At 57.1% G+C, this 16722-nt stretch carries 15 protein-coding genes; 5 read left to right on the top strand and 10 right to left on the bottom strand.

Going from position 1 to position 16722, the window contains the following annotated elements; translation table 11 throughout:
• Positions 1–23: 23 nt before the first annotated feature.
• The 4 genes from E1180_RS02085 to E1180_RS02070 all read right to left on the bottom strand — a co-directional run bounded on the left by E1180_RS02085 (position 24) and on the right by E1180_RS02070 (position 3015).
• Positions 24–872 carry a transglutaminase-like domain-containing protein gene (locus tag E1180_RS02085; RefSeq protein ID WP_155189430.1) on the bottom strand — a complete coding sequence of 283 codons (849 nt, stop codon included), beginning with the start codon at positions 870–872 and terminating at the stop codon, positions 24–26.
• Positions 873–895: 23 nt separating this feature from the next.
• Entirely contained in the window at positions 896–1993 is a 1098-nt protein-coding gene (locus E1180_RS02080) for a permease (RefSeq protein ID WP_196220502.1), read from the bottom strand.
• Complete coding sequence (locus E1180_RS02075) at positions 1986–2318, bottom strand: ArsR/SmtB family transcription factor (protein ID WP_155189429.1); 333 nt, start codon at positions 2316–2318, stop codon at positions 1986–1988. Before E1180_RS02075 ends, E1180_RS02080 begins: the two co-directional genes overlap by 8 nt.
• A 250-nt stretch (positions 2319–2568) precedes the next feature.
• A complete protein-coding gene (locus E1180_RS02070) occupies positions 2569–3015 on the bottom strand; it encodes a ketosteroid isomerase-related protein (RefSeq protein WP_155189428.1) in 447 nt (148 codons plus the stop codon).
• 490 nt (positions 3016–3505) lie between these two features.
• On the opposite strand from E1180_RS02070, the gene E1180_RS02065 reads away from it, so the two are divergent.
• Both E1180_RS02065 and E1180_RS02060 read left to right on the top strand, forming a co-directional pair.
• Entirely contained in the window at positions 3506–3682 is a 177-nt protein-coding gene (locus E1180_RS02065) for a hypothetical protein (protein WP_155189427.1), read from the top strand.
• 246 nt (positions 3683–3928) lie between these two features.
• A complete protein-coding gene (locus tag E1180_RS02060) occupies positions 3929–4687 on the top strand; it encodes a substrate-binding periplasmic protein (protein WP_155189426.1) in 759 nt (252 codons plus the stop codon).
• A 30-nt stretch (positions 4688–4717) separates the two neighbouring features.
• On the opposite strand, the gene E1180_RS02055 is transcribed toward E1180_RS02060, so the two are convergent.
• Entirely contained in the window at positions 4718–6181 is a 1464-nt protein-coding gene (locus E1180_RS02055; RefSeq protein WP_155189425.1) for an MFS transporter, read from the bottom strand.
• A gap of 234 nt (positions 6182–6415) precedes the next feature.
• On the opposite strand from E1180_RS02055, the gene E1180_RS02050 reads away from it, so the two are divergent.
• Entirely contained in the window at positions 6416–7303 is an 888-nt protein-coding gene (locus E1180_RS02050; protein ID WP_155189424.1) for a M91 family zinc metallopeptidase, read from the top strand.
• Positions 7304–7316: 13 nt separating this feature from the next.
• Positions 7317–7970, top strand: a complete 654-nt coding sequence (locus E1180_RS02045) for a hypothetical protein (protein ID WP_155189423.1) — start codon at positions 7317–7319, stop codon at positions 7968–7970.
• A 37-nt stretch (positions 7971–8007) separates the two neighbouring features.
• Here the strand turns inward: E1180_RS02045 and E1180_RS02040 are convergent, their stop codons facing one another.
• The 4 genes from E1180_RS02040 to E1180_RS02025 form a co-directional block, all read right to left on the bottom strand.
• Positions 8008–9330, bottom strand: coding sequence for a DUF930 domain-containing protein (locus tag E1180_RS02040; RefSeq protein WP_155189422.1), 1323 nt, complete (start codon positions 9328–9330; stop codon positions 8008–8010).
• Positions 9331–9432: 102 nt separating this feature from the next.
• A complete protein-coding gene (rpoD, locus tag E1180_RS02035) occupies positions 9433–11424 on the bottom strand; it encodes an RNA polymerase sigma factor RpoD (RefSeq protein WP_155189421.1) in 1992 nt (663 codons plus the stop codon).
• 414 nt (positions 11425–11838) lie between these two features.
• Entirely contained in the window at positions 11839–13791 is a 1953-nt protein-coding gene (dnaG, locus tag E1180_RS02030; protein ID WP_155189420.1) for a DNA primase, read from the bottom strand.
• A 210-nt stretch (positions 13792–14001) separates the two neighbouring features.
• Positions 14002–14508, bottom strand: coding sequence for a GatB/YqeY domain-containing protein (locus E1180_RS02025; RefSeq protein WP_425280888.1), 507 nt, complete (start codon positions 14506–14508; stop codon positions 14002–14004).
• A gap of 245 nt (positions 14509–14753) precedes the next feature.
• Here E1180_RS02025 and carA point away from each other — a divergent pair, with 245 nt between their 5' ends.
• The gene (carA, locus tag E1180_RS02020) at positions 14754–15938 is read left to right on the top strand and encodes a glutamine-hydrolyzing carbamoyl-phosphate synthase small subunit (RefSeq protein ID WP_155189418.1); all 1185 of its coding nucleotides are present in this window, start codon (positions 14754–14756) and stop codon (positions 15936–15938) included.
• Positions 15939–16011: 73 nt separating this feature from the next.
• Here carA and E1180_RS02015 read toward each other — a convergent pair whose 3' ends face one another.
• Positions 16012–16449 carry a MerR family transcriptional regulator gene (locus tag E1180_RS02015; RefSeq protein ID WP_155189417.1) on the bottom strand — a complete coding sequence of 146 codons (438 nt, stop codon included), beginning with the start codon at positions 16447–16449 and terminating at the stop codon, positions 16012–16014.
• Positions 16450–16722: the final 273 nt, after the last annotated feature.

The following is a 16722-nucleotide window of genomic DNA, read 5'->3' as shown; positions in this document are numbered from 1 at the left end:
CACCGTGGCGATCAGTGAAAAAGCTAGGCCGCCACCGCCTCTCCAGCAACCGCGCACCGGATATCAAGGTCGGCTTGCAGCAGGGTACCATCGCTGGAAATCCAGGCCGGCTCACCAAGGATCTTGGTCTCGCAAATGCCCAGCGCCGGGAATGTCAGACCCATGGAATGGGCCGTTGCAACGCGGCGGCCGGGTTTCGGGTTCAAACCGCAACAGATGTCGCGCCTGCCCAGCTTCAGATGGTGGGCGATATCCCATTCAAGCACCACACCCTTATGCCGGGTAACAACCCAGCAGTGGCCATCTTCGCAGGTGCCGTTCTTTTCCTCCGGAAAGAAGTAGCCGTAAACGTACCCCGCCTCCAGACCCGCCGCCCTCAGACAGGCGATCAGATAGGTGTTGATATCGACACAGGAGCCCTCCGTCAGGCCGCAGGACAGATACGGGATCTCCTCGCAGCCATCGTTGAACCGCACATCCGGATGGCCATAGAGAAACTTGCCGGCAACCGCGTTGACAATGGCTTCGATCGCCGCGTGCCCATCTTGGGCCTGGTCAACGATCCCACGGACATCTTCAACAAGGTCATTTGCCGCGCGGGTAAAACGGTTGAGACGCGGCGTGAACATGGTCTCCGGATATCCTGCCCCTCCGTCCTCATAGCAATAAGAGATGGTAACAGGCTGGCCCATGTCGGGCGTGATCAGCGCGGCCATCTGGCCGGTGGAGACTTCTCCACTGAGCGCAACCCGCCCGCCGGACACCTCAAAGGAGACCGGTGTTTGATGCGGGGTCGGGATACCAGCTGGAACCAGAAGTTTTTGAGCGGGATCCTGGCTCGGCTGGATGGTGACATTTACGGTAATGGACATGCAGAACCTCGATACGTGGCGGATCAGATGATCATCTGGAAGAGCAGGCCCGACATGACCGCTCCGGCAAATCCCAACCCGAGATAGGTGGCAAACACGGGCGGCTTGACCAGGGACCAGACCGCGGCCATGGCCGGAATCGAGCTTACGGCACCTGCAATCATGAAGGCCATTGCCGCGCCCGCACTCATCCCCTGATCCATAAGGCCGGCGAGAAGCGGCGGCGCAACGTAGCTGTTGAGATAGGCGGGCATACCGACAAGCGCGGAGATTGCGATTGCACCAACCCCTTCACCACCGACGACCTTGGCGATCAGGTCCGCCGGTACATAGGTGACGAGCGCAGCTTCCAGCACGTAGGCCAGCGCCAGCCACTTCACCAGGAAATAGGCGTTTGCCCGCAGCTCCTGGCCGAAGTGCGTTGTCCGGCTGCTTTCTTTCCAGAATTTCCAGACCGGCTTTTGGGTGAGCGGTGACGGACCACAGCCGCATCCGGATGAGACCGGCGTTGCGCGAACCGGCTGCGCAAAAACGCCCGTCCGCATTGCAAAGGAGACCAGAAAGCCGCCAAAGAGACCGAGCGCGACGGCAAAAACCGCCTTGCCGATGGCAAATTCCCAGCCAAGCGCAGCGGCCGTGATCAAGAGCGTCGGCGGATCAATCAGCGGGGATGAGAGCCAGAACGCCATGATGGCAGAGAGCGGCGCTCCAACCGCCAGCAGACCGGCGATAAACGGGATGACCTCACAAGAACAAAAGGGCGCAAGGCCGCCGAAGATCGCAGCAAAAAAGATCGCCTGTGTTTCCCGCCCCTCAAATGCCCTGCCAACATAAGCCTCCGCTCCGGCGGCTTTAAGCCACGCAATCAGCAGCACGGCAAATGTTATGTAAGGCAGTGTACCGAGGAAGGCCTGTATGGCAAAGGTTGTGAACCCGGCAAATTCCGGCCGGTCGAGCGCGAGCACCAGCAGCGGCCCGGCAATGACAACAGTCCAGGGGGTCAGCAGAACCTTGCGAATATTTTGCGAAAACACCTGCCCCTTGGACGGCGTCGGCGGGCAGCAGGACGTCTTGGGAGTGCCGCAGCTGACTGCGTCGGGACTTTGGATCGTATCAGTCATTGGCGGCCTTTCGAACGTCGAGCGGAACCGCGCAGCCTTTTTCGTCTGCACAGCATTCCTTGAGGATGTAACCGGCGAGGTTTTCAAGATGATGGAAGGCGGCCCGGTTGATGACGGACCGTCCGTCCTTTTCCTGGATCACCAAACCTGCGGACGCGAGGAATTTGAGGTGATGAGCCAAGGTTGACGCAGCCATCCCGGTACGCGCTTGCACATCGCCAACCGTCAGGCCCTTCTGCCCGGCTTTCACCAGGCTTATCAGGACTTGAAGCCGGGCTTCGGACCCGAGCGCGGCAAATCCTTGAGCTGCTTCTTCCAGTACCATGCGGACCTCATCAATATAACTAGATTTCTAGTTATATAGTTTTTATTAGGCCGGGCTGTCAATGGAGATTATTTTCTGCATCCTGCTAGCCGGGGCCTGAAGGCTGATAAAAAAAGCCGCCCCGGCACCGGAGCGGCTTTTGACTTTTTGCCTGTGGTTCAGATCAGCTCTGTGGTTCAAATCAGCTAAGAGTGTTTTCCACGAAACGTCCTATAGTCTGGCTTTTGAAAGTCACCTTGGGGCGCGGTGATCAGGCCTCCTCCAGAACGGGCTCGCTGGCATCTGACTTGCCGCTGACCTGATCGATCCAGTTCTGAAGATTGTAGTAGGTCGTGATACGGGCAATCCTGCCGTCACGAATTTCAAAGAAGCTTCCAGCAGGAAGCTTGTAGGTCTGGCCTTTGGCCTCTGGCAAACCTTCATCCGTTGCAATGTAGCTGCCATTCACAACGAACTCGGCTGACGCACGGGTCCCCTCTTCGTTCACGAACAACTCGATATCGCTCAGGCGTTCCTTGTAACACCGGGTCATGTGGACGTTGAATGACCAGAACTTGTCCTTGCCGACCCGGCGTTCGCCCTGGTTCACATCATGGACCAGATCGTCCGCAACGAGGCTTTCCATTTTCTTGGTGTCACCTGCGTTGAAGGCAGCGAAATACGTGTCGATCAAAAACCTGGACTGCTTGTTGGGCATTGGTACTCGCTTGGATTGAGGAACACTTTATACGCGAGTGTGCCTGCCGGCCGGCGCCTTGACAAGAGCCGTCGGGCAAAGGGGTTTACGGAGTTTCACCAGATCCTCCGCAATACAAACAAACTTCAAGTTATCTGCGCCAAGGCTGCTCCTAACACCTGAAAAACCATGGTCTTAGAAGCATGCCTGATCATTATTCCGGCCGTACCGCAAGACAGAAGTTTGCGGCATATGCAATCGCGGCAGCAGCCGCAGGACTGTTTGATGAGCTTACCGCGGCCTCCGATGCCGCTCATCTTGAAGAGCCATACCGGTCCGCCGGACCAGGCATTTGAAAGTCTGAATCCGGTTTTACGGTTCACTTGGAGCGATGGTTACGAACGGTAAACCCTTACCTTTCAAATTTTCCACAAATCCGATTTTTTCGATAACCTGATCCTCAGAAGAGCCCGCAAAAAATCATGGGCCAAAAACGGAATCAGAAGAAAAAATGCACACATTCACGCCCCGCCCCAAAGACCTCCTTTCCATTCAGCTTTCGAGCCAAACCGTTCTGGGAGCCGAGGAAATTCGTGAGCTGGCCGAGAAAATTGCTCAGTCCGTCTCTGCGGACGCGCCCCTCTCGATTACATCGAAAAACACCCGAACTGGCAGTGCCGGGCGCTAGCTCACTGGTTCGGGGCCGACCGGACCCCAATCTCATAACTCGACGATCCGGCGGCCCCGATAACTGGAATGCCTTACGTTTTCCCATGTCATATAACAGGGGTCGGAGGGCCGTCTGCTTACTAAAATAGATATACTTCAAGCCATCAAGAGAGTTGTAAAATATCAATAACAACTAGAGATCGCAGCAGGATTGATACATTGACGAATATGTACAGACCCTGCCAGCGCCGATAAGATTCATCCCATGTCGACGCTCTCGCCCCGTGTGCTGAAATTTGTGTGTGCTCTGTGCGCTTTCACGCTCATGGCATTGGCAGCCAGGGCGGAACCGCTGATGATCGTCACCGAAGATCTTGCCCCCTACAACTATCTTGAAGACGGTGAAGCCCTCGGGATGTCGACAGAGGTGGTGCAGGCTGTTCTGGAAGAAACCGGCCAAAGTGGAGACATCCGCTTTCTTCCCTGGGCGCGAAGCTACAACCTTGCCCTGACCCGCCCGAACACACTCATCTATTCGATAGCCCGGACGCCCGAGCGGGAAGACCTGTTCGCCTGGGTCGGTCAAATCGCTCCTTATGGCGCATCCCTTTACAAACTTGCCGACAATGAGTCCGTCGGCGTTCAAACGCTTGAAGACGCCCGCCATCTTTCGGTCGGCGTCTATATTGGCGACGTCAAAGAAGCCAGTTTGAAACGCCATGGATTTGACAACCTGTCCCCAACGGAAGATGACCGGCTGAATTTGCGCAAACTCATGCTGGGCCGGATCGACTTGATTGCAATCGATGACAATGCCATTGGGCCCCTTTTGACGGAAGAAGGCATCAATCGAACGCAGCTGAAACGCACGGTCGCAATCGATGATGTCAGCGGATTTCTTTACATGGCTTTCCAGAAAGACACCGATCCAGTGCTCGTCGAAATGTTCCGTCAGGGCCTTCAGACCATCAAGGATGAAGGCATTCATGACGAAATCCTCACCAAGTACATCTTGATCAATTAAGCCAGCAATGGCCCACGCGGGGATGTTTCCTTATGTGGGCAGATCGCGCGTCTCTATCTGGAATGACCAAGTAACAACAGCACCCAAGACCGAAGTTCCGACCAGAATCAAGAGCAAGGCATCCGTTCCGATTTCCTTCAACAGAACCGGAAACAGGAAGGCCGTCATTACTGCACCGATCTTGGCGAAGGATGCAGCAAATCCGGCACCTGTTCCCCGGTAGGCAACCGGGAAAACTTCACCGGCAATCAGATAGGTCTGTGCATTCGGTCCCATGTTGGTCATGAAGTTGAACAGCATGAACCCTGCAAATATCAGAACGATATCCCAGCCGCCGCCAACGTGATTTCCAGCAGCTGCAAGCGCCAACCCGCATGCACAGCCAATAAATCCAATGACCTGGAGACGGATCCGCCCGACCCTGTCGGTCAGGAGAACTGCAAACAAGATTCCGACGATCAGAAGAATATCGATCAATGCGGCACCTTTTGCCGCAAGAAGGTCGTTGTAAATGAGATCCGAGACCGACCCGGCATGTTGACGGCTTTCTCCCAAAGCACTGGCAAGGATGATCGGCGTGAAGATACCGATGCCGTATGTTCCAAGGTCTTGGAGGAACCACGGGACGGAGGCGAAAATTGTTGCCCGGCGGACCTTCTTTTTCAGGAAAATGTCACGCCAGTTTATCTCAGCCGCTGGTTGTTGCAGCATTGAACTAGGCAACTCCAGAATTACCTTTGACGGATATTTTGGATCCCGGTGCAGAAGATGCAACAGCGCCTTTTCCGCTTCTTTAACCCGGCCCTTAACCATGAGCCAGGCTGCGCTTTCCGGCACCATAAAACGTCCGGCAAGCACAAACGCTGCCGGAACCACAGCGACCAGGTACATCCAGCGCCAGGCTTCCAGCTCGGGAAACCAAGTCAACGTCAGAATTGCAAGTCCGGTACCGGTCATCGCGCCAATTGCCTGGAAGCTGAAGGCTCCCAGAACCATTCGGCCACGGGCCTTTGCCGGAATATTTTCCGAAATAATCATATGCGCTGTCGGATAATCACAACCAAGGGCGAGCCCGATGCCGAATAAGGCGAGTAAAACAATCCCGAACCCCGGCGCAAACGCAAGTACAACCAAGAACAGAATAAAGAGCGCCATCTCGGCAATGAACATGATCCGGCGGCCAAAGCGGTCTGCAAGCCCCCCAAGCGCTGTCGCCCCGATCAAAATACCGAACAATATCGCGGATCCTATAAAACCGTGTCCGAGCGCACCAAGTTGAAACTCTTTGGCCATCAATGGCAGCGCAATCCCAGTCATGAAGACAACCATGCCTTCAAAGAACTTTCCGGCGCAGGCTAGCCACCAGATCCGCCACTGCATGCCAGTCAGGATTGTTGTCTCGACCGGCGTCCCATCACGCCAGATCGGCGTCTCTTCGATGTAGGTCTCAGGGTTTGGTGCTTTGACATTATCGGCGCTAGAAGGATCTTGCATGATATGGCCTGCGCAACTCGTTTATAAACCGGAATGTCTTTGACTTTACGTCATCGAGTGTGACGCTGACATGATCGCCGGGCTCAAGGCTTCCAATTCGACTATCGTGCCTGCTGCAACAACAGTGATCCAGAACACGGAAAGCTGCCCCCGATACTGGCATAACCTTGACAGCCTGGCCGATTGGACCGAGCATTCGTGCCTGCTCCCGGCGTGTTCGAAAGAGAGATGTCGATGCGATTTCCGGCTGCCCGGGTGACGGATTTGACGGCCTGCCCGATGTTCGTACCCGCCACACCTCCGATCCCGCATATTGGCGGGCCGATCATTCCTCCGTGCTGCCCGACAGTGCTGACGGGAGGCCTGCCGCAAGCACGCGTCTCCGACCAGGCGGTCTGTGCGGCCGGGGGGCCGGCAACAATTGTCACCGGGGCCTGGAATGTGCTTGTCGACGACCGGCCAGCGGCACGGATCCTCGACATGACCAGCCACGGCGGGCGGATCATAACCGGCATGCCGACTGTTCTGATCGGCACACAAAGCGGTGGTGGCGGCGGCGGTGCCGCAGCGCCCGGAGCGCCGCTGGGACCCGTCACCGAAGTCACGCGGCCGGACGGCAGTGTCGTCACCCAGGTTGGACCGAACATTACGATTGAGGGCACGGAAGCCTTTCGAAACCAGACGCTCACGGATTTGCGCACGCTCGGAGCAACCGATACCGGCAATGGTTTGCTCACCTCCATCCAGGCCAGCGGCAACTCTGTTACGATCGTGGAAACCAACCAGGGCAATGCGTGCGGCTATGCAAATGGTGCTGGCCGCTTTGAAAACGCCGATGGATCGGCAGGCGCGGGAACGGATGCGACCGTCTATTACAATCCCAACCGGACACAGGTCTATGACGGGTCTGAAGACTGGCACACCCGGCCACCGGCTGTCGGTCTGGGCCACGAACTGATCCATGCGGAACAGGCAACCTATGGCCGGCAGCATTCCGGCTCGACGGATGGAACCTCCAACCGGGAAAGACAAGCCGTCGGATTGCCGCCTTATGAAAACAACGCCTATACGGAAAACAACATCCGGGAAGAGATGGGCGAACCGGAACGGCCCTATTACTGATGGCAGGAAGCCGATGCGATGGACTGGATCAAAAAGGTTTGCCCGCCGCGGTTTTTTGCAGACGATTATCTTTTCAATGCTGGCGGCAAGGCTGGCCCCTGGAACAAGCGCTTACGGCATGACCATGACACACCTGACTGTTAACTGGAGCTCGGACGGGTCGGTTTTGACCGGTATCTATGAGTTCGCGAACGGAGCTCAAAACCCGGCCATCGTCTTCGACATGCTGTTCAAGGAAGCCCCTTCAGGCCAGCGGATCCTCGAGCCGGGCCTGGCGTTCACGCAACTCCTGGACAACGGGATTCTGGTCGCGGACAAGCTGATCCCGGCCTTGCCGGAGGATCTGGACGTGGATGCACCGATCATCCCCTATGGCCGCGTGGTTGGCCCCGGCACCACCTTGTCCGGACATATCCGACTGCCGCTCCCCGTCCCGCATTATCAACCCTATGACTATCAAAAGCCGGATGTTGAAGAAGTCATCGCGCAAGGCGTTTCGATGCGGTTAGGATATGCCCTTATAGATGAAGCCTATGCAGGAAAGGCGCTGGAGCTGGATGGAGTTGAGGTTCAAAGCGTGCGCCACGGATGGGCCGCTCCGCGCCAGAAATTCGTAAACAGCGAAGTTGTGCAGATGCAAATCCCGTGTTTCAGACCGGGATCTTGATGCAGGGCAAAGGACTGCGTGTTTAAGATCGCTGATATCAATTCACCGGAAGCCCTCTTGCTCCCCATTCGGCGCGCGGAATAGGGCCGCCTACGCGGAAAGAAAAGCGTTCCACGCGGCGGACACCCGGATCCACTTCACAGCGGAAAGCGACATTGTACCAGAGCCCGTAGGCTCGAAAAGCAACCCAGCCGCCGGGATCCAAGACCGTTCCACGGCGCGGACGCAAAGACGGCATGATATCTGGAAAGTAGGGCGGATTGGATGCGTTTAATTGTGCGCGCAGCTCTGTGGTGCACAGAAGATTGAGCCGCTGACCGGGTGGCATTCCACTCATCGCCGTGACAAGACGGCTGTCCTGAAGAACGCCTCCGGTAAACAACTCGCGCGCTTGTGGCAGCGCCGATCCGCTTCCTGCGGAGGGGTTGGCATTCGCAGCGGTTGCCTGAGACCGCCTGACCGGTTTCGGTGCCGGTGTTGCAGCGGTCGCAATCGGCCCGACCACACCAAAACTGTCTGCAGACAGCTCGCCCTCCTCTCCAAGATCGACGGCGGCGTCCGTCCCAGCCTCCTCGCTGTCCGGCACGGTCTCCTCGGGCGAAATGTCCTCTGCACTGTCCGCGTTTTCCGCGTCAGCAGTTTCCGTTTCCCCGCTGCTGCCGTCTTCAAAGGTCTCGGTCTCGGTCTCGGACTCGAGCTGTTCCAAACTCTCCTCGACAAGATCGTCCAGTTGCTGATCAAGCACGGTTTCTGGGTCGGTTTCCGGCTCTCCTTCCGCATCACCGTCGGCAACCTCGTCCTCACCGGCCCCATCTTCAAGACCCGGATCGTCCGTGGCACTGGCGTCTGACGGCTCTTCGGGTGTGTCGGTATCGGCAACGTCTTCGGCATCAACCGGCTCATTGGCCGGTTCTTCCTCAGAAGCCCCGTCGGGCAACACATCTTCTTCCCCGAACTCCTGGACTTCCTGCAGGACCGGCAGGGAGGCAATGTCCTCCGGCTCCGGATCGGTTTCAGGTGCAGCAGGCTCCAGCGGCGGCGGGTCGGCTTGTTCTTCTGCCTGTTCTTCTGGTTCGGCAGGTTCGGGCTCGGGGACCTCCGGTTCCGGAACCTCAGGGTCCGGCTCTTCCACGGCGGGCGCCTCAACAGGCTCCGGCGTCACGGAAGGCGGCAGTTGCACGATCTCGACTTCAACCGCATCAACGTCTCCGGCCGCCTGAAAGCCCTCTACATCGGTAATCAGGGCCGCAGCCACCGCCACATGAAACGCCACGGACGCCAGCAGACCCGCCCGGAACACACGCCGGTCGGCGGGAGCCGCTGGCTCGATCCGTAGATCTTTGTCCGGGGTCAGGGTCAACGGGGCACCTCAATCAGGCGATGCGGTTGGGCTGTCAGCAAAACGGAAAAACCCGGCATGGCGGCCGGGTTTTTTGATCGTGTTGGGTCGTGCAGACAGCAATTAGCTGTCGAGGAACGACCGCAGCTTGCGGGACCGGCTCGGGTGCTTGAGCTTCCGAAGCGCCTTTGCCTCGATCTGGCGGATACGTTCGCGGGTCACCGAGAACTGCTGCCCGACCTCTTCCAGCGTGTGGTCGGTGTTCATGCCGATGCCGAAGCGCATGCGCAGGACGCGTTCCTCGCGCGGTGTCAGCGATGCCAAAACGCGAGTCGTTGTCTCGCGCAGGTTCGACTGAATGGCCGCATCGATCGGCAGAACCGCATTCTTGTCCTCGATGAAGTCGCCGAGGTGCGAATCTTCCTCGTCGCCAATCGGGGTTTCCAGCGAGATCGGTTCCTTGGCGATTTTCAGAACCTTGCGGACCTTCTCCAGCGGCATCTGCAGCTTTTCAGCCAGCTCTTCCGGGGTCGGCTCACGCCCGATCTCGTGCAGCATCTGGCGTGATGTGCGGACAATCTTATTGATCGTCTCGATCATGTGCACCGGAATACGGATCGTCCGGGCCTGGTCGGCAATCGAGCGGGTGATTGCCTGCCGGATCCACCAGGTGGCATAGGTCGAGAACTTGTAACCGCGGCGGTATTCGAACTTGTCCACCGCCTTCATCAGACCGATGTTGCCTTCCTGAATGAGATCCAGGAATTGCAGGCCGCGGTTGGTATATTTCTTTGCAATGGAAATCACGAGGCGCAGGTTGGCCTCGACCATTTCCTTCTTGGCGATGCGCGCTTCGCGCTCACCCTTTTGAACCATCGCGACAATGCGGCGGAATTCGGTGATCTCAAGACCCGTCTCGGTGGCCAGCGTCTGGATTTCCTGACGCAGTTCACGAACAGTCTCTTTTTCCTTGGCGATGAAGTTCTTCCAGCCGCGGGTCGACAGATTGGCAACTTTGCGCAGCCAGTTCGGATCAAGCTCCGCGCCCTGGTACTGCTTCAGAAAGTCGGTCCGGTCGACATTGTAGCTGTCGGCCAGGCGCAGAAGACGGCCTTCGTAACCCATCAGACGCTTGTTGATGTCATAAAGCTGAGCGACCAGAGCATCAATACGGTTCTGATTGAGCGACAAGCTCTTCACATTGACGATGATGTCTTCTTTCAGCTTCTTGTAGCGCCGCTCCTGGCTCGGCGACAAAGTCTTGTTGGCCAGCTTGTTTTCCACCAGCTGGTCCTGAAGGCGGCGAAGCTTCTTGTAATCGTCCGCAATCATGTCGAAGGTTTCGAGAACCTGCGGCTTCAGCTCGGCTTCCATCGCGGACAAGGAGACGTTGGCCTCAAACTCGTCATCGTCCTCTTCGCTGTCACCCTCGCCTTCGCCCTCTTCGTTTTCTGTCTCCTCGGAAACCTTGCCGGCTTCGTTGGCGGGCGCTGCGTCCGGGTCGTCATCATTGGCAACGGCCGGGCCGGCCTTTGCATCCGGGCCAGCATAGGTGGCCTCGAGATCGATGATGTCGCGCAGCAAGACTTGCGCTTCGTTGAGCTCGTCGCGCCAGATGATGATGGCCTGGAAGGTCAGCGGGCTTTCGCAAAGGCCCGCGATCATTGCCTCGCGGCCAGCCTCGATGCGCTTTGCAATCGCGATCTCGCCTTCACGCGACAGCAATTCGACGGAGCCCATTTCACGCAAGTACATGCGCACTGGATCGTCCGTCCGGTCGGCAGGTTCTTTCGTTGTGGTTTTGGCAACGGCCGTTGTCTGAGCAGTTACCAATTCGCCGCCATCGACCTCATCGGGACCATCTTCCGCCTCGTCGGAATCGATCACATTAATGCCCATATCTGAGAGCATGGACATGGTGTCTTCAATTTTTTCAGAAGAGACCTGCTCGGAGGGGAGGACCTCGTTGAGTTCGTCATAGGTGACGTAACCGCGCTTTTTCGCGGCCTTGATCATTTTTTTGACAGCGGCATCCGACAGGTCCAACAGCGGGCCGTCGGAGCCATCGCCTGGGGTCTCTTGTGTGTCGTCTGCTTGCGTCGCTTTGGCTACCATTGTGTGCTCCAGTTCGTGGCCGCATTGGCCACGCCGCGCCTTTCGTTCAGCTTCAACTCAATTCGCTTCCGGCGCGCCAGCTTGGCCGAGCGGCGGCGTCCAGAAGAATCGCTTTTCAGAAAAAGTTGTAAGCCGTGTCCCTTAAGTCCCAATTAACCGTGTTTGCATCGATATTGATATTTTTCGGCATCAATTATGCACACGGCCTTTCTATTGCGCCCTTCGCGCAGCGAGGGGCAGACTGGTCGTCATTCGGGTCGCAGCTTATCTGTCAGAGTATTGCCGCGAGCATGCATGTGACTGCGGCGCGAGTGTGCTGCAAATCCTCTATTTAGCTCGACGCGCAGGATTCGCAAGTGTGATTCGTATTTGGTCAATCAGAAAAAGGTATTTTCCAGCGGCTTAAGTGCCAAATCACGCATCAGCGGCGGATGTTATGGCCAAGGCCTCAACCGGAGGCGCCGCACGGATCTTTTTGGCGCGCTCTGCCAATTCGGCTTCATCACGCGCGCACTCTTCCCGCCGCCGGCTCAAATCCTGGGTCAGCGCCTGGATCCGCCCCCACACCGTCTCATCCAATTGCTCGTCGGCGCCCGATAGCTCGCTATCAAGCTCCTCCTCCAGGGCATTGAGTTCCAGAACGTCGATAAAATGGAGGAAAGCCGCTTCCACGAAGTCTTCCGGGGGATGCGACTTCAAAAGCGGAAAGCGGTGATTGAGCACAGAGAACTCGGCCTTCTTCTGTTGTTGAAGACCGATGGTCTCAAGCATCATCTCATGCATGATATCGCGCAAGGCAGTGTCATGGGCCTGGGTCAGATCGGCAATGGGCGTGCCCTCCAGTTCATCGACGATCCGGCACAGGACATCCCGCAACTGGCGGTGCAATGTGTTGACGAAAGGGAGGCGCGAAAACCGTTCGAAATGCCGGTCCAGCAAGTGCGGGAACCGCATGCATAGGCCCAGAACCAGGCGCTCGTTACCAAAATCATCGCTTTCCGAAACACCTTCCTTGACCATGCCCAAAAAAGAAGGCTCGGTCCCCGTTTTCTTTCCATCCGTCCGCCGCCCCTGGCGTGCACTTTCAAAGAACAGGTTGGACAGCTTGAACTTCAGATCCAGTTGATACCGTCGGCGCACCCGTTCATCCCGGATGGTGCCGATCAGATCGTCAAAGCGCTTCTCCAAAGCCGCCTTGCGCTCTGGTGTGTCCAGGCGGGACACAGAGATTTCCCGCTCCCAGACCACATCAAAAAGAGACTTTGCCGCGCTTGTCTGCTCGTGGAAGCCGGAAACGCCCTGATCCTTGACAAGGTCATCCGGGTCCATGCCATCGGGCAGGAAACAGAACTGAAAGGAAAACCCGCTTTTCAGAACCGGAAAGATACGGTCGATGGCCCTGTGTGCTGCTGAAACACCCGCAGCATCGCCGTCGAAACAGATGACCGGCTCCGGGGCGAACTTCCAGAGCCGGAGGATCTGATCTTCGGTAAAGGCGGTGCCAAGCGACGCCACCACATGGCGGATACCGGCCTGATAAAGGGCAATTGCATCCATATAACCTTCAACGACAACCGCTTCCTGCGCCTTGAAGGCAGGTTCGCGGGCGCGGTGCGCATTGAAAAGCATGACACCTTTGTGGAAGAGCGGCGTCTCCGGTGAGTTAAGGTATTTCGGCTGGCCGTCCGGCAACATCGTGCGGCCACCGAAAGCGACCACACGGCCGCGGTCGTCCTGGATCGGGATCATCAAGCGCCCGCGGAACCGGTCATAGCTGGGGCGCCCGCCCTCCGGCTGGATCAGCAGACCAGCCTCGATCATCGCTGCTTCCGGGATTTCCCGCGCTTTAAGGTAGGTCTTCAACGCATCCCGGCTGTCGGGCGCAAATCCAAACCGGAACTCCCGCAAGGTTTCAGGGCTCAGCCCGCGCTTGGCAACATATTGGCGCGCTTCCCCGCCCCGCGGACCTGCCATCTCATTTTGGAAAAACTGCGCGGCCATTTCACAAATGTCGGCGAGTCCGGCCCGTTTTTTTTCGCGGCGGGCCGCCTGCGGATCCGGAGCGGGCAGCGCAACACCTGCCTGTTCGGCAAGCCGCTCCACACTTTCAGGAAAACTCAGGCCCTCGGTTTCGCATAAAAACGTGAAATGATCCCCGGATGCCCCGCACCCGAAACACTTGTATCTGTTTCGCCGGTCATCGACGTGGAAGCTCGGGCTTTTTTCCTGATGGAACGGACAGCAAGCCCAGTAATCGCCTTTTCCCGGCTGCGTCTTGCGCCGGTCCCACGTCACCCGCCGCCCGACAATGTCGGACAAGGTCAACCGGGCACGAATTTCATCCAGGAGACGCGTTTCGAAGCGCATGACGGCGAACAGATCACTGCATGTTAAAGGTGAATATGGACCCGGCCGGGTCCCGGCCAGAGGCACTTCAGACTAAAGGAACAGGTTAGCGCTTACCAGACCTTCAGCATTGAAGGCCGCATCCGCTGTGGGTTCAATGTGAATAAGGCGGCACCCGGCCAGCACGCGTTTCCTCAAAATTTGTGGACAGCCCGCATTTTGGCGCGGCCGTCAGTCACCAGAGGCCTCACCGCCCTTGGATGTGGACGCATCCTGACTTGCTGCCTCGGCCCGGAGCATGTCCTTGACCACACAAGATGCCTGGACGAAATCCATTTGTCCCGGATACCGGGATTTCAGCTCGTTCATGCAGCGGCCGATATCGCGCAGACCATGGGCTCCGATCTCCTGAAGCGTCTCCTCGCAGAGTGTCTTCATGGTCTCTTCGCTAATCTGGTGAGGCAGAAGCTCCCGGATGATCTCCTGTTCAGCCCTTTCTTGCTCTGCAAGATCAAGTTGGCCGCCACTTTCAAACTCCCCGGCGGAATCCTCTCTTTGGCGAACCATTTTTTGAAGTATTTCAATAACTTCCGGCTCAGCAACGCCGTCTTTGCCATTTTCCCGAGCCGCTGCTTCCCGATCCTTCACGGCGGTCTGAACAAGCCGGAGCGTTGCGCATTTGCGCTTGTCACCGGCGTCTTGTGCCGCCTTCAAAGCCGTGTTGATCTTCTCGCGCAAAGCGTCGCGCATGGTCTACCCCACCCCTGCCGAACCGAAACCTGGAAAGTGAGGCGCACCCTCCACGCAAATCGGACAACCTATTGAATTTTATAGAACTTTTTTCCGCAGGTCGATATTGACGATCCTGCCCGCTTCACATAGAGTCCCGCGCTTAATGCAGACGGCCAACTGGCGGCTTCATCAGCTCGTCGAACGCCTTTCCTGCAGCGCATGATGTCACCAACAAACTCTGGATACAAGACATGACGACTGCAGACGCATGGTCACAGACCCCGGCGACCGCCTTACTTGTGTTATCTGATGGCAGTGTGATCGAAGGTCAAGGGCTGGGCGCAACAGGACAGTCTGTTGGTGAGATCTGCTTCAACACCGCCATGACCGGTTATCAGGAAATCCTGACAGATCCGTCCTATTCGGGACAGATCATCACCTTCACCTTCCCGCATATCGGCAATGTCGGCACCAATGATGAAGACATTGAGACGGTCAACATGGCCGCCGACAGCGGCATTCGCGGTGTCGTGGTCGCCGCTTCCGTGACCGATCCGGCCAACTACCGCGCGGCAAAACATCTGGATGCCTGGCTCAAGAGCCGGAACCTTATCGGGATCAGCGGCATCGACACACGGGCCCTGACGGCGCTCATCCGCGACAAGGGTGTGCCGAACGGTGTCATTGCGCATGCTCCGGACGGAAACTTCGACCTGGACAGTCTGAAAACGGCTGCAGCCAACTGGCCGGGTCTTGTCGGCATGGATCTGGCCAAGGACGCTGCAACAACCCAATCGCATTCCTGGCAGCAAACATCCTGGAAATGGGACGAGGGCTACGGCGAAACATCCGGCGGAACCTTTAAGGTCGTTGCGATCGATTTCGGGATCAAACGCAATATTCTGCGCCTGCTGACCGATGCCGGCTGCGACGTGACGGTTCTCCCGGCAACGGCCACCGCCGAAGAGGTTCTGTCACACGGCCCGGACGGCGTATTCCTGTCCAACGGCCCGGGCGATCCCGCAGCAACCGGCACCTATTCCGTTCCCATGATCCAGGCAGTTGTTGAAAAAGGGGTACCAACCTTCGGCATTTGCCTTGGCCATCAGATGCTTGCCCTCGCGCTTGGCGGAAAGACCATCAAGATGCACCAGGGGCATCATGGGGCGAACCATCCGGTTTTCGATCACACGACCGGCAAGGTCGAGATCACGTCCATGAACCACGGTTTTGCGGTGGACGCGGACAGCCTGCCGGACACTGTTGAGCAAACCCATGTGTCTTTGTTCGACGGCACAAACTGCGGGCTGGCCATGAAAACCAAGCCTGTGTTTTCCGTCCAGTATCACCCTGAAGCGTCTCCCGGTCCGCGCGACAGCCACTATCTGTTCAAACGGTTCACCGATCTGATGCAGTCGGCCCGGGCAGCTGCCTGAGCGGATAAAAACGAAAAGACAAAAAAACCCGGCCCCTCACGGAGCCGGGTTTTTTAAAACAGCTTTTGCCGGTTTAGGCGACGAGCTGATCGAATGCGCTCAAGATGCCATCGACTTCGGCGATTTGCTCATCGAGCATTTGTTTTTGCTCGATCAGAATTTCGTGCTGGCTTTTGCAGATCTCCTGCAATTCCTTGAATTGGTCGTTGCGGTTGGTGTTCCCCTCGACCAGCTTGATGACCCGGCGAATTTCGACAAGTGTCAAACCGATCTTTTTCGCTTGGAGGATAACCTGCATGCGGGAAACATCCCTTGCACCGTAAAAACGGCGCGCGCCTTTGCGGGTCGGGTTCAACAAACCCTTTTCTTCGTAAAACCGCAGTGTCCGGAGCGTTACCCCAAACCGTTCCGACATCTCGGAGATCGCCAAGGCACGATCTTCGATGACAGGTTCTTGCCCGGAACCGGCAATGTCCGGAACAGCAACCATTTTCGTAGCTACATTGTTCATACTTCTAAGCCCGATCTTATCCTTCTTGTAAGACGCCTGGGCCGCTTGCAGACCACCCCCGACTTGCCAGATCCCACATTCCGGCGCATCAGGTCCCACGAGCAATCGGCCACTTCCCCAACGGAACAGAACTCACTTACTTCCGCAAAGAAGCGAACGACCCAAAAACGACTGAGACGAAGCATTTAGAGCAATACACCGGTTCGCCAGTTAAAATCTATGCAAAAATTAGAAATATCGCATTTTTTTCGATGTATTTGCAGTACTCCGCAA

It is taken from the genome of Roseibium denhamense (assembly GCF_009711415.1).
Lineage (GTDB): Bacteria > Pseudomonadota > Alphaproteobacteria > Rhizobiales > Stappiaceae > Roseibium > Roseibium denhamense.
The sequence above is the reverse complement of the archived record's forward strand: the minus strand, read 5'-3'. Positions and strand labels throughout refer to the sequence as shown.